Source organism: Streptomyces sp. NPDC048623, assembly GCF_040650755.1.
Lineage (GTDB): Bacteria > Actinomycetota > Actinomycetes > Streptomycetales > Streptomycetaceae > Streptomyces.
Genome location: NZ_JBEZHV010000018.1, coordinates 115,656 through 129,684, shown reverse-complemented (window position 1 = coordinate 129,684; position 14,029 = coordinate 115,656). Strand labels below are relative to the sequence as shown.

Annotated in this window: 9 protein-coding genes; 6 read left to right on the top strand and 3 right to left on the bottom strand. The window is 74.1% G+C overall.

The window, feature by feature from the left end:
• The first annotated feature begins 142 nt into the window (after positions 1 to 142).
• The 3 genes from AB0C73_RS24815 (at position 143) to AB0C73_RS24805 (ending at position 4,706) form a co-directional block, all read left to right on the top strand.
• A complete protein-coding gene (locus tag AB0C73_RS24815; protein ID WP_362533958.1) occupies positions 143 to 1,129 on the top strand; it encodes a helix-turn-helix transcriptional regulator in 987 nt (328 codons plus the stop codon).
• Positions 1,130 to 1,343: 214 nt separating this feature from the next.
• On the top strand, positions 1,344 to 1,517 hold the full coding sequence (locus AB0C73_RS24810; protein WP_362533956.1) for a hypothetical protein: 174 nt from the start codon (positions 1,344 to 1,346) through the stop codon (positions 1,515 to 1,517).
• Between the two features lie 123 nt (positions 1,518 to 1,640).
• Positions 1,641 to 4,706 (top strand): AAA family ATPase, encoded by a 3,066-nt coding sequence (locus tag AB0C73_RS24805; protein ID WP_362534033.1) that lies wholly within the window; start codon positions 1,641 to 1,643, stop codon positions 4,704 to 4,706.
• Here the strand turns inward: AB0C73_RS24805 and AB0C73_RS24800 are convergent, their stop codons facing one another.
• From AB0C73_RS24800 to AB0C73_RS24790, 3 genes are all read right to left on the bottom strand, one after another.
• Positions 4,707 to 4,910: a DUF6191 domain-containing protein gene (locus tag AB0C73_RS24800; RefSeq protein WP_362533953.1), complete on the bottom strand. Its 204-nt coding sequence runs from the start codon at positions 4,908 to 4,910 to the stop codon at positions 4,707 to 4,709.
• 22 nt (positions 4,911 to 4,932) lie between these two features.
• The gene (locus AB0C73_RS24795) at positions 4,933 to 6,054 is read right to left on the bottom strand and encodes a PQQ-dependent sugar dehydrogenase (protein ID WP_362533951.1); all 1,122 of its coding nucleotides are present in this window, start codon (positions 6,052 to 6,054) and stop codon (positions 4,933 to 4,935) included.
• Positions 6,055 to 6,359: 305 nt separating this feature from the next.
• A complete protein-coding gene (locus AB0C73_RS24790; RefSeq protein WP_362533948.1) occupies positions 6,360 to 7,367 on the bottom strand; it encodes an aldo/keto reductase in 1,008 nt (335 codons plus the stop codon).
• Between the two features lie 74 nt (positions 7,368 to 7,441).
• Here AB0C73_RS24790 and AB0C73_RS24785 point away from each other — a divergent pair, with 74 nt between their 5' ends.
• The 3 genes from AB0C73_RS24785 to AB0C73_RS24775 all read left to right on the top strand — a co-directional run bounded on the left by AB0C73_RS24785 (position 7,442) and on the right by AB0C73_RS24775 (position 13,996).
• Positions 7,442 to 8,404, top strand: a complete 963-nt coding sequence (locus tag AB0C73_RS24785; RefSeq protein WP_362533946.1) for a 2-hydroxyacid dehydrogenase — start codon at positions 7,442 to 7,444, stop codon at positions 8,402 to 8,404.
• Between the two features lie 715 nt (positions 8,405 to 9,119).
• Complete coding sequence (locus AB0C73_RS24780) at positions 9,120 to 11,924, top strand: EAL domain-containing protein (protein ID WP_362534030.1); 2,805 nt, start codon at positions 9,120 to 9,122, stop codon at positions 11,922 to 11,924.
• A 215-nt stretch (positions 11,925 to 12,139) separates the two neighbouring features.
• A complete protein-coding gene (locus AB0C73_RS24775; RefSeq protein ID WP_362533943.1) occupies positions 12,140 to 13,996 on the top strand; it encodes an acetolactate synthase large subunit in 1,857 nt (618 codons plus the stop codon).
• The last annotated feature ends 33 nt before the right edge of the window (positions 13,997 to 14,029 follow it).

Below are 14,029 nucleotides of genomic sequence, written 5' to 3'. Positions count from 1 at the left end.
TCTGCTTGTCGGTGCTGCGGTGGCGACACCATCGCAAAGCGGCGGGCGGCGCGGGAACGATGCGCGGAGGCGGGAACGCGCCATGAATGTTTCCCGCCATGGGTGCTGATGGAAGCATTGCCTCCGGAAGGGGTGAGGGGTGGTGCTGGGAGCGATAGGTCTCGACCGGACACAGGAGTTGGCCTACCGCGTGCTGGTCACGCTCGGGGCCGCCGACGTCCCCGCCCTCGCGCACCGGCTGTCGCTCACCGAGACCGCCGCGGAGGGTGCGCTGCGCCGGCTCGAACGGCAGGGCCTCGCCGCTCGGTCCACGGACCGCGCGGGACGCTGGACGGCGGCCCCGCCCGGGCTCGCGCTCGGCGCGCTGCTCACCCGGCAGCGGCATGAGCTGGAGCAGGCCGAACGGGCCGCGGCGCGGCTGGCGGAGGAGTACCGGACGCAGGCCGCGGAACCCGCGGTGCACGAGCTGGTGGAGGTGGTGACCGGCGCGAGCGCCGTCTCGCACCGTTTCCTCCAGCTCCAGCTGGGGGCGACCCGCGAGGTCTGTGCCCTGGTCACCGGGACACCCGTGGCCGTCACCCCCGTGGACAACTCGGCCGAGGAGCGGGTGGCGAACCGCGGGGTCGCCTACCGCGCGGTGCTTGAGCGCGAGGCGCTGTCGTTGCCCGGCGGGGCCACCGAGCTCACCGCGGCACTGGGACGCGACCAACAGGTCAAGGTGGTCGACCGGGTGCCGACCAAGCTGGTCGTGGCGGACCGGGCCGTGGCGATGATGCCGCTGAGCGCGTCGGGCGCCGAGCCCGCGGCCCTGGTGGTCCACGCGAGCGATCTCCTTGAATCCCTGGTGGGCCTGTTCGAGGCGGTGTGGCGGGACGCGCTGCCGTTGCGGCTCGGCGAGGGCGAGGAGGTCGTCGAGGCGGAACGGTCCGGACCCGACCTCACCGACCTGCGGATCCTCTCCCTGCTGCTTGCCGGATCGACCGACGCCGGCGTCGCCAGACAGCTGGACCTGGGCCTGAGCACCGTGCAGCGGCGGGTCAAGGGGCTGATGCGACGCGCGAGAGTCACGACCCGCCTGCAACTGGGCTGGCACGCGTACGAGAAGGGCTGGGTCACGCGGGGTGCCTAGGGCCTGTCCGGCGGATCAGGGTCGGACAGGCCCCAGGGCCGGATCCGCTTGGACCTGCTCTAAGGCCCCCTGAGGGATGTCTAAGGCCCCCCGTGCGCCGAACATGCGGCACCCGCCCGATGTGGCCGTACCCCCTGGGAGACGAGAGTGGAGGCATCGCAAGGAGCGATGCCGACACCGGGACCGGCGGTCCCGAAACCCCAGGGAGAACACGATGTTCGCGTACGAACTCCACCAGGTCCGCCACACCGAGCTGGTCGCCGAGGCCGCCGCCCAGCGCCTCGCCCGCGAGGCCCGCAAGGCCGCCCGCGAGGCCGCTCGCAGCCGGAGCCACGACCCCGAGGGGCGGGTGAGTCCCGACCGGCGCCGCTTCGCCCGGGCCGCGTGACCGGTCATGCCGTACGACTTCGGCATGCCGTACGAACTCGGCGGCCCGCACGATCCCGGTGGGCCGCGTGACCTCGGCGGGCCGCGTGACGCCCGTACGAGCGAAAACGCGGACGCCTGTGCGATGCTCGGCGCCGTGGAGACCAGGTCAGTCAGCCCCGTCTTCGTCGGCCGGGCCGGCGAACTCACCGCCCTCACCGAGGCGCTCTCCCGCGCGACCGCGGGAGAGCCCCAGGCCCTCCTCCTCGGCGGTGAGGCCGGCGTCGGAAAGACCCGTCTCGTCGAGGAGTTCACCACGCGCGCGCGTGCCGCGGGCGCCGTCGTCGCCCTCGGCGGCTGCGTCGAGATCGGCGCCGACGGACTGCCCTTCGCACCCTTCTCCACCGCCCTGCGCGCCCTGCGCCGCGAACTCCCCGCCGAGTTCGCCGCGGCCGCCGCCGGGCAGGAGGGCGAACTCGCCCGGCTGCTCCCCGAACTCGGCGACCCCACCGGCCCCACGGGCCCCACCGGCCACGAACCCGCCGCCGAGGAGGCCACCGCCCGCCTCTTCGAGCTCACCGTACGGCTCCTGGAAGGCCTCGCCGCCGACCGCACCCTCGCGCTCGTCCTGGAGGACCTGCACTGGGCCGACACCTCCACCCGCCATCTGCTCGCCTACCTCTTCCGCACCCTCGCGCACGGCCGGATCGCCGTCGTCGCCACCTACCGCGCCGACGACATCCACCGCCGCCACCCGCTGCGTCCGCTGCTCGCCGAACTCGACCGGCTGCGCTCGGTCCGCCGCGTCGAACTCGCCCGCTTCACCCGCGCCGAGGTGCACCGCCAGCTCACCGGCATCCTCGCCGCCGAACCCGACCCCGCCCTCCTCGACCAGGTCTTCGCACGCTCCGACGGCAACGCCTTCTTCGTCGAGGAACTCGTCGCCTCCCACACCTCCGGCTGCGCCACCGGCCCCCTGAACGACTCCCTCAGCGACTCCCTGCGCGACCTGCTCCTGGTCCGCGTCGAAGCGCTGCCCGAGGCCGCCCAGCGGATCGTCCGGATCGCGGCGGAGGGCGGCTCCACCGTCGAGTTCGACCTGCTCGCCGCCGTCGCCGGACTCCCCGAGGACACCCTCATCGAGGCCCTGCGCGCCGCCGTCGGCGCCAACATCCTGCTCGCCGCCCCCGACGGCGACGGCTACCGTTTCCGGCACTCCCTGGTCCGCGAGGCCGTCAGCGACGACCTGCTGCCCGGCGAACGCTCCCGGCTGCACCGGCGCTACGCCGAGGCCCTGGAGGCCGACCCCGGCCTGGTCCGCGCCGACGAACGCGCCACCCGGCTCGCCACGTACTGGTACCACGCCCGCGACGCCGCCCGCGCCCTGCCCGCCGTCCTCCGCGCCTCCGTCGAGACCCGCAAGCGCTACGCGTACGCCGAGCAGCTCCGGCTCCTCGAACGGGCCATGGAACTCTGGGACGAGGTCCCCGACGAGGTCCGTGCCGCCCTGCGCCCCATCGACCACGCCGAGTCCTACCCCGCGTGCGGCTGCGACCCCGAGACCCCGCTGCGCCACCTCGACCTGCTCGCCGAGGCCGCCGTCGCCGCCCGGCTCTCCGGCGAACGCGAACGCGCCCTCAAGATCGGCCGCACCGCGCTCCGGATCCTCGACAGCGACGAGGAGCAGGACCCCCTGCGCGCCGCCTGGTTCTACGTCGAACGCGCCCGCCTCCAGTCCGCCCTGGCCCGCGGCGACGGCTGGGCCGAGATCACCCGCGCCCAGGAACTCGTCCGCGGTCTGCCGCCGTCCGCCGTGCACGCCGTGGTCCTCGCCCTCGCCGCCGGCTGGGGCATGCTCCGCAACCCCGGCCCCGAGGCCGTCGCCGACGCCGAACGCGCCGTCGAATACGCCCGGTTGGTCAAGGCCGAGGCCATCGAACTCTCCGCCCGCGGCACCCTCGGCACCATCATGGCCGCCGCGGGCGATCCCGAGGCCGGACTCGCCCAGCTCCACGAGGTACGCGAACGGACCCTGGCCCTCGGCCAGTTCCACGAGGCCTCGCGCACCTACGTCAACATCTCCTCCGTCCTCGAAGGCCTCGGCCGCTCCCGGGAGGCCGTCGAGATCGCCACCGCCGGCATCGAATCCGCCCGCGCCCACGGCCTCGTCGACAGCGCCGGCTGGGTCCGCGCCAACCTCGCCGAGTCCCTGCTCTCCCTCGGCGAGTGGGACCGGGTGCAGGAGGAGACCGAGGCACTGCTCCGCACCGGGGCCGGCGCCTCCAAGCCGGGCGTCACCGCGCAGCTGCTGCTCGCCCACCTCGCCGTCGTCCGCGGCGAACCCGCCCAGGCCACCGCCCGGCTCGCCGAGGCGGCCGCCCGCTACGGCAGCCGCGACCCGATCCCGCAGTACACGCTCCCGATGGCCGAGGTGACGGCTCACATCGCCGCCGCCGAGGGCCGGCTCGGCGACGTACGGGCGGGGTTCGCCGCGGCGGTCGCGGACGGGTGCCCGCCCGGCACCCACCGCTACGGCTGGCCGCTCGCGGCCGCCGCCGCCACCGCGGAGGCCGACGCCCGGGGCCTGCCAGCCGCCGCCGAGGGCCGCGCCGAGGCCCTCGGCCAGATCCGCCGTTTCGTGCGCGGCATGGCGGCTCCGGCGCCCGTCTGGCAGGCGTACTCCCTGTACGTCTCCGCCGAGCTGGCCCGCGCCGAGGGCCGGGACAGCGCGGAACGCCGGGCCGAGATCCTCGCCGCCGTCGAGCCGCTCGACCGGCCCTACGAACTGGCGATGGCCCGCCACCGGCACGCCGACGCGCTGCTCGCCGAGGGCGGGCACCGCGAGGAGGCCGCCGCCCTGCTCCGCGCCGCCCACGCCACCGCCGTACGCCTCGGGGCCCACCCGCTGCGCGAGGACATCGAACTCCTCGCCGCCCGCGCCCGCCTCGCCCCGCTCGACGCCGGCCCGTCCACCGCCCCGGCCAGGCCCGAGCCCGAGTCGGACGCCTTCGGCCTCACCCCGCGCGAACAGGACGTCCTGCGCCTGGTCGCCGCCGGGCGCACCAACCGCCAGATCGCCGAGGAGCTGTTCATCTCGCCGAAGACGGCGAGCGTCCATGTCTCCAACATCCTGGCCAAGCTGGGCGTCGCGGGACGCGGCGAGGCGGCGGCCCTGGCCCACCGCCTGCGGCTGCTCGACGCGCCCGTGTGATCAGTCGCCGTCGGTGTCTTCGGCGTCTTCGGGGGCCTCGGCGGCGGCGGGTATGCGTATGGTCACCTTCCCGGAGGTCAGGTCTATCGGACCCCGGTACGGGTCTCCCTCGCCCAGGTCCTCCCGGGTCAGGGCGAGCCGCTGCCGCTCGTCCTCGGTGTGCTTGCGGCCGGGCGCGAACAGCTCTTCCATCATGTTGAACACGTGCTCCGCCTCCCTGAGGTGTCTAGGACCCCTCGGGACCGACCTCAAGGCGCAGGATCCGGTCGTCGCCGGGTCCCGGGGTGCCCCGGGTGTCGGTCTCGCTGGTCACCAGCCAGAGCCGGGTGCCGCCCGCGGTCGCCAGGACCGTGCGCAGCCGCCCGTACTCTCCCTTCAGGAACGCCGTCGGGTCCCCGGATCGTTCCGCCCCGGAGAGCGGAATGCGCCACAGGCGCTCGCCGCGCAGCGCGGCCATCCAGATCGCGCCGCGTGCGTACGCGATGCCGCTCGGTGACGCCTCCGAGGTCGGCCACTGGGCCACCGGATCGGTGTAGCCGGCCCGCCCGGCCGCGCCCTCGACGACCGGCCAGCCGTAGTTGCGGCCGGGTTCGACCAGGTTCAGCTCGTCCCAGGTGTTCTGGCCGAATTCCGACGCCCAGAGGCGTCCGTCGGCGTCCCAGGCGAGGCCCTGCACATTGCGGTGCCCGTACGAGTACACCGGGGAGCCCGGGAAGGGGTTGCCGGGCGCCGGGCGGCCCTCCGGGGTCATCCGGAGGATCTTGCCGCCGAGCGAGCCCCGGTCCTGGGCGAGCCCGGTCCGGCCGGTCTCGCCGGTCCCCGCGTACAGCATCCCGTCCGGGCCGAAGGCGATCCGCCCGCCGTTGTGGACGAAACCCTTGGGAATGCCGGTGAGCACCGGCTCCGGCGCCCCGAGCCGGTCGCCCGCCCCGCCCCCGTACCGCATCCGCACGATCCGGTTGTCGGAGGCGGCGGTCAGATACGCGTACACCCAGCCGTCCCGGAAGGCCAGGCCGAGCAGCCCGCCCTCGCCCTCCGGCACCACCCCCGGCACCTCGCCCAGCGGGGTCTGCCGGCCGGTCCGCCCGTCGACCCGGGTGACCGTCCGCTCGTCCCGTGACGACACGAGCAGGTCCCCGCCGGGCAGCTCGGCGAGGCCCCACGGCGACTTCAGGTTCTCGGTGAGCGTGCCCGCGACCCGTACGGTGCCGGGGTCGGCGGAGCCGGTCGGCGCGGCGGACGACGGGGGCGGCGCACTCGCCGTACGGTCCCCGCCCTCCCCGTCTTCCGGCGAGGAGCACCCGGCGACCAGCAGCAGCGCGGCGACGACGCCCGCGGCACCTCCCACGAGGCCCCGCCCCAGGGCGTGTGTCGAAAGTCCCGTCTGCCGGGAGGCGCCCCGCACGCACGCACCGGACGCCTCCCAGCCCGCCCCGCGGGCGGACGACGCCGCTTTCGACACACGCCCTGGAGGCATGCTCCGGTCCCTTCGCCCGACGGTCTCCCCCCTTGATACCCCGCGTGCCCCGCGCACGGGACCAGGCCGCACGGGCGACGCGGGACTTTCGACCGGGCGCCGCGGTGCGGGCCCGAGGGCGCCGGGACAGCGGCCCGCACCACGCGCCGGCGCCCCGGCGCGCCCTGGGCCGCGGCCTAGTCCCAGGACCCCCGTGGCGCCGGAAGCGCCGCGATCTCCGTCAGGTCGGCGGCGCCGAGCACCAGACCGGCCGCCCGGGCGTTCTCCACCGCCCAGCGCTCCCGCTTCGCGCCCGGGATCGGGACGACGTGCGGGCCCTGGGCGAGCACCCAGGCGAGCGCGACCTGCGCCGGGGTGACATCCGCGCCGTGCCGGGCGGCGACCCGGCGCAGACCGGCCACCAGCGGCTGGTTCGAGGCCATCATCTCGGCCGTGAAGCGCGGGTGGCGGGCCCGCGGGTCGTCCGCCTCGAAACCGCCGCCGGGCGTCAGCGTGCCGGTGAGGAAACCGCTGCCCAGCGGCATCGCCGCCAGGAAGCCCACCCCGCGCGCCGCGCACCACGGCAGCAGCCGCTCCAGGGCCTCCGGCGACCACACCGACAGCTCCGCCTCGACCGCGCTCACCGGGAACACCTGCTGGACGCGTTCGAGCTGCCGGATCGTTCCGTCATAGCCGCCGCCCGTCACCGGCCGCCGGAACGACCGGGTCCGCGCGCCCACCGCGCACAGCCCGAGCGCCCGCACCTTCCCGGCCCGTACCAGATCGGCCATCGCGCCCCAGGTCTCCTCCACCGGCACCTCGGGATCGGCCCGGTGCAGCTGGTAGAGGTCGATCACATCGGTCTGCAGCCGCCGCAGCGAGGCGTCGCAGGCCCGGCGCACATAACCGGGGCGCCCGTTGGCCACCACATGCCCGTCGCCCACCAGAAGCCCGCACTTGGTCGACACGAACGCGTCCGCCCGGCGCTCCTTCAACACCCGCCCGAGCAGCAGCTCGTTGGTGAACGGCCCGTACATGTCGGCGGTGTCGAGCAGGGTCACCCCGGCGTCCAGGGCCGCGTGCACCGTGCGCAGCGAGCGGTCGCCCCGCTGCTGGGAGGAGTCGTACGCCCAGTTCATCGGCATGCATCCGAGACCCACCGCACCCACTCCGAGCGCCGCCGCCCCGATCGTCCTGCGCTCCACCTGCCGCAACCCCTCCCTGTGCAGCCCCCAAAGTAACCAATGGCGCACGGGATTCTTCGCATAGCCTCCCGTTCATGACACTCGATGACACCGCCGCTGACGTGTGGCTTCCGATTCCCGCGGACGAGATCGAAGGGCTTCCCGCGCCGGGCGAGTCGGGCCTCAACTACCGTTTCTGGGACGGCGGACCGGACTTTCCGGCCGATCCCGCCCGCTGCGCCTTCTATGTCGTGCCCTACATGAAGGGCGAGGCCGTCGCGGTCCGGCCGCTCGCCGCGATGACCTCGGTGCGCGCCGTGCAGACGCTGTCCGCGGGCGTCGACCATGTCACCCCCGGCATCGGCGACCTGCGCCCCGGCGTGCGCCTGTGCAACGCGCGGGGCGTGCACGAGGCCAGCACCGCCGAGCTCGCCCTGGCCCTGATCCTCGCCTCGCTGCGCGGCATCCCCGGCTTCGTGCGCGGCCAGGACGCGGAGGAGTGGCGGGCCGGCTTCTACCCGGCGCTCGCGGACAAGTCCGTGCTGATCGTGGGGTACGGGTCGATCGGCGCCGCCATCGAGGACCGGCTCGCCCCCTTCGAGTGCGCGCGGATCACACGCGTCGCGCGCTCGGCGCGCACCACGGCGCGCGGCCCGGTGCACGCGCTCGCCGAACTGCCCGCGCTGCTCCCCGAGGCCGACGTGGTCGTGCTTTCGACGCCGCTCACCCCCGAGACCCGGCACCTGGCCGGCCCGGACTTCCTGGCCCGGATGAAGGACGGCGCCCTGCTCGTCAACATGGCGCGCGGACCCGTGGTGGACACCGCCGCGCTCCTGAAGGAGGCGGAGAGCGGCCGGATCCGCGCGGCACTCGATGTCACCGATCCGGAACCGCTGCCCGCCGGGCACCCGCTGTGGCACGCTCCCGGTGTGCTCGTGAGCCCCCATGTGGGCGGCTCCACCTCGGCGTTCATGCCGCGCGCGAAGCGGCTGATCGCGGCGCAGCTGAACCGTTTCGCGGCGGGTGAGGACCTGGCCAACGTGGTCCTCACCACCTGAGCCGCCGGGGGAGTGCGCCCCCTGAACGCGCTCCTCACAAGCCACTTGATCGTCACGGAGAGTACTCCACCCCTGTCCCTGAGTGACGATCCTGGTGTATGGTCCCGGAGCGGGGGACTGCGTCGAGAACGGGCAGACGCTGGGGAGCGAAGTGACGGGACATCAGAAGCCGAGGGGGGCGACGGGTGGAGCACGGCCGAGCGATCGACGACCCGACGCCACGGCGCCGCCACCGGCCGCCCCCTCCCTCACACCCGCCCTGCCGGGCGGGACGATTCCGGGCAGGCCTGCCGCCGTGCCGGGCCGGGCGGCGGTTCCAGGACGGGCCGGCACTCTGCCAGGACATGCTGTACCCGGCCAGCCCGTCCGCGCCGCCGGGGCCGCCGGGGCCGTCCCGGACGGGCGTGGCATCCAGCCGCCGGCCGGTTCCGGCGCCGTGGCCGTTCCCGCGCCCCGTGGCGCGGCCGGTCCCCGTTGCACGGGGCACGGTGAGCCGTCCGGCGGCTGCGGGAGTCATGACGTGCCGCGCTCCGAGGGGCCCGGTGACGTACTCGCGGGGCAGCCGGCCCAGCCGCATCCCGGCGAAGGCCCGGAGGGCCCGGTGAGCGCCGGGGCGCTCGTCGGCGCCCCGCCCGTCGCCCCCGGGCCCGGCGTCAGGGCGCCCGCTCCCGCCCCCGAGCGCGGCCCCCGCCGCCCCGGGAGCGCACTCGGCGGCATGCTCGCCCAGGTCGTGCTCGGTCTGCTCTGCGGGGGCTACGCCACCGGCGCCGCCCTCGGCTGGGGTTCCGAGGGACTCTCCCTCGTCATGGGGGACTTCGGGCTGAGCGCCGCCGCGCTCACCGCCGCCGTCTCCTGCTTCCGCTACGCCCGCGGCCGCCGCCGCATCTTCCGCCCCGCCTGGTACCTCTTCGCCTTCTCGTCGTTCATGGCCGCCGCCGGGAACGCCGTCTGGGGGTGGTACGAGGTCGTGCTCCGGCGCGAGGTGCCCAGCCCCTCCGCCGCGGACCTCTGTTTCCTGCTCTTCGCGCCACCCGCCATCGTCGGCCTGCTCGTGCTCGCCAAGAAGCCCGTCACCCGCGCCGGGTGGGTCTGCCTCGCCCTGGACTCCTGGCTGATCGGCGGCTCCCTGCTCACCCTCTCGTGGAGCCTCGCCCTCGCGCACACCGCGTACGTGCCGGGCGAGAGCGTCGCCCGCGCGGCGCTCTCCCTCGCGTACCCGCTGCTCGACATCGTGCTCGTCAGCATGGTGCTCGCGCTGCACTTCCGCCGCTCCTACCTCAACCGCTCGGCGGTCCACACCGCCATCGCCGCGCTCGCCCTCACCGTGCTGTGCGACGCGCTGTTCACCTCGCCGCTGCTGCGCGAGCACTACAGCTCGGGGCAGCTCCTCGACGCCGGCTGGTTCGCGGGCTCCCTGCTCCTCGCGTACGCCCCCTGGGGCGCCCGCAGGCCCGACACCGTGCCCGCCGCGGCCCGCGCCCGGCACCCGCACAGCCGCCCCCTCGCCGGTTCGCTCGCCGCCCTCACGCCGTACCTCGCCGCCGCCGTCTGCACCCTGAGCATCCTGTACAACGTCGTCGAGGGACGCAGCGTGGACCGCGTCGTCGTCCTCACCGGGTGCGCGGTCGTGCTCGCCCTCGTCGTACGGCAGGGCATCATGCTGCTCGACAACATCGCCCTCACCCACGAACTGGCCCAGCAGGAGAACCACTTCAGGTCCCTCGTGCAGGGCTCCAGCGACGTCATCATGATCGCCGCGCCCACCGGCATACTGCGCTACGTCAGCCCCGCCGCCGCCGGGGTGTACGGGCGCGAGGCCGAGGAGCTGATCGGCTCCGAGCTCGCCTCCCTCATCCACCCCGAGGACCTGGGCGGCGTCGTCCACGAGGTGCGCCGCTTCCTCGCCGCGCCGCCCTCCGTGGAGCCCACCACCCGGATCGAGTGCCGCTTCCGTTCCGGCCGCGGCGACTGGCTCAACGTCGAGTCCACCGTCAACCGGCACCAGGGCGGGCTGATCTTCAACAGCCGCGACGTGACCGAACGGGTCCGGCTCCAGGCCCAGTTGCGCCACAACGCCGAGCACGACCCGCTCACCGACCTGCCCAACCGGGCCCTGTTCACCGAGCGGGTCCGCGGCGCGCTGAACAACCGCCGCGCGAGCGACGCCGGCACCGCCGTGCTCTTCATCGACCTCGACGGCTTCAAGGCGGTCAACGACCGGCTCGGCCACCAGGCGGGTGACGAGCTCCTCGTCCAGGCCGCCCGCCGGCTCCACGACTCGGTGCGCGCCGGGGACACCGCCGCCCGGCTCGGCGGCGACGAGTTCGCCGCGCTCATCCTCGGCGACGGCACCCGCGACCGGGCCGACCGCGAGTGCCGGGTGCACGAGATCGCCGACCGGCTGCGGACCACGCTCTCCCAGCCGTACCGCGTGGACGGGGCCGCCGACGAGGTGCGGGTCGCCGCCTCCATCGGCGTCGCCTTCGCCGAGCCCGGCATCAGCGCGGGCGACCTGCTGCGCAACGCCGACCTCGCGATGTACCGGGCCAAGGCCGCCGGAAAGGACCGGGTCGAGCTCTACGCCCCGCAGATGCAGGCCGAGGTGGTGCGCCGTACCGAGCTCGCCGCCCGGCTGCGCACCGCGCTGCACGACGGCGAGTTCGCCCTGCTGCACCAGCCCGTGGTCGACCTGAGCACCGGCCGGATCGCCGCCGTCGCCGCCCAGGCCCGCTGGCGCTCCGCCCAGGGCATCCTCTTCACGCCCGCCGAGTTCCTCCGGGTCCCCGAGGACGGCGAGCGCACCGCCGAGCTCAGCCGCTGGCTCCTGGAGGAGGCCGTCGCGCAGGCCGCCGAACGGGCCGGAATCGGCCATCGTGCCCCGGTGACCGTACGGCTCTCCGCCCGCCGGCTGCTCGACCGCTCGATGCCGCTCGGGTCCGTCGAGTCCCTGCTCACCCGGCACGGGCTGCCGTCCGGCTCCCTGATCGTCGAACTCGCCGACAGCGACCCCCGGGACCCCCGGGTCTCCTTCGACGAGCTGGAGCAGCGTCTGGCCGCCCTGCGCCGGCTCGGCGTCAAGATCGCCCTGGACGGATTCGGCAGCGGACATGCCGCGATCAACGCCCTGCGGCGGCTGCCCGTCGACATACTGAAGCTGGACCGCGGCCTGGTCGAGGGCATCGTGGAATCGGCCCGGCTGCGCAAGATCACCAGTGGGCTGCTCCGCATCGCCGGCGACCTCGGGATGCAGTCCGTGGCCGACGGCGTGGACATGCCCGAGCAGGTCCTCGCGCTGCGCTCCATGGGCTGCACCCACGGCCAGGGCATGGCGTTCTCCGGCCCGCTGGACGAGTACCGGCTGCGCCGGGCCCTGGTCAGGGACGAGTACCCGCTGCCCGGAGCGGTGCCCGGCGCGGCGCCCGGAGCGGCGCCCGGAGCGGCGGCCGGAGTGGTGGCCGTGAGTGCCGGAAACCGACCCTCGGGCCGTTCACATGATGAGACTCCTGTCCCACCTACTTGACAGTCACCGGGCGTCGGCGAGAGGGTCAGTGCCATGCGCACCCGAATTCTCGTACTTGGACAGCGCGTCGGCTGAGGCAGGCCACGAAAGGCCCGCCTGAAACGCACCCGACGCGCTCCCCTCGCTTGCCTGACGGCACGAGGGGTTTTTTGTTGCACCGGATCACCCCGAAGTCGTACCAAACCCTCGCAAAAACCCTCTGCTTCGAGAAGAGAATGCTGATGACCGAGCAGGCCACCGGGCACCATCCGCAGCCGCGGACCCGTAGCGGCGCGCACCAGCCCGCCACCATCGTCGAGCACGTCACGGGTGCGCAGTCCCTCATCCGTTCTCTCGAGGAAGTGGGGGCCGACACCGTCTTCGGCATTCCGGGCGGCGCGATCCTCCCCGCGTACGACCCGATGATGGACTCGAAGCGGGTGCGCCACGTCCTGGTCCGCCACGAGCAGGGCGCGGGCCACGCCGCCACCGGCTACGCGCAGGCCACCGGCAAGGTCGGCGTCTGCATGGCGACCTCGGGCCCCGGCGCGACCAACCTGGTCACCCCGATCGCCGACGCCCACATGGACTCCGTCCCGCTGGTCGCGATCACCGGCCAGGTCTCCTCCAAGGCGATCGGCACGGACGCCTTCCAGGAGGCGGACATCTGCGGCATCACGATGCCGATCACCAAGCACAACTTCCTGGTCACCCGGGCCGAGGACATCCCGAAGACGATCGCCGAGGCCTTCCACATCGCCTCCACCGGCCGCCCCGGCCCGGTCCTGGTCGACATCGCCAAGGACGCCCTCCAGGCCAAGACCACCTTCAGCTGGCCGCCGCAGACCGAGCTGCCCGGCTACCGCCCGGTCACCAAGCCGCACGCCAAGCAGATCCGCGAGGCCGCCAAGCTGATCACCGCCGCCAGGCGGCCCGTCCTGTACGTCGGCGGCGGCGTCCTCAAGGCCGGCGCCACCGCCGAGCTGAAGGTCCTCGCGGAGCTCACCGGCGCCCCGGTCACCACCACCCTGATGGCCCTGGGCGCGTTCCCCGACAGCCACCCGCTGCACGTGGGAATGCCGGGCATGCACGGTTCGGTCACCGCCGTCACCGCGCTGCAGAAGGCCGACCTGATCGTCGCCCTCGGCGCCCGCTTCGACGACCGCGTCACCGGAAAGCTGGACAGCTTCGCCCCGTACGCCAAGATCGTCCACGCCGACATCGACCCGGCCGAGATCGGCAAGAACCGCACCGCCGACGTCCCGATCGTCGGCGACGCCCGCGAGGTCATCGCCGACCTGGTCCAGGCCGTCCAGGCCGAGTACAGCGACGGCCACAAGGGCGACTACACCGCCTGGTGGAGCGACCTCAACCGCTGGCGCGAGACCTACCCGCTCGGCTACGACCTGCCCGAGGACGGCAGCCTCTCGCCGCAGCAGGTCATCGAGCGGGTCGGCAAGCTGGCCCCCGAGGGCACGATCTTCGCCGCCGGCGTCGGCCAGCACCAGATGTGGGCCGCCCACTTCATCGACTACGAGCAGCCCGCGACCTGGCTCAACTCCGGCGGCGCCGGGACCATGGGCTACGCCGTCCCGGCCGCCATGGGCGCCAAGGCCGGCATGCCGGACCGCACGGTCTGGGCGATCGACGGCGACGGCTGCTTCCAGATGACCAATCAGGAGCTCACCACCTGCGCCCTGAACAACATCCCGATCAAGGTCGCCATCATCAACAACGGCGCCCTCGGCATGGTCCGCCAGTGGCAGACGCTGTTCTACAACCAGCGCTACTCCAACACCGTCCTGCACTCCGGCCCGGACGACGTCAACCCGGACGCCAAGGGCACCCGCGTCCCGGACTTCGTCAAGCTGGCCGAGGCCATGGGCTGTGTCGCCCTGCGCTGCGAGGACCCGGCCGACCTCGACAAGGTCATCGCCGAGGCCAACGCCATCAACGACCGTCCGGTCGTGGTCGACTTCATCGTCCACGAGGACGCCCAGGTCTGGCCGATGGTCGCCGCCGGCACCTCCAACGACGAGGTCATGGCCGCCCGGGGCGTCCGCCCCGACTTCGGCGACGGCGAAGACGACTGAGGCGAAGAGCGAAAGCGCGAAGAGGAGACCCAC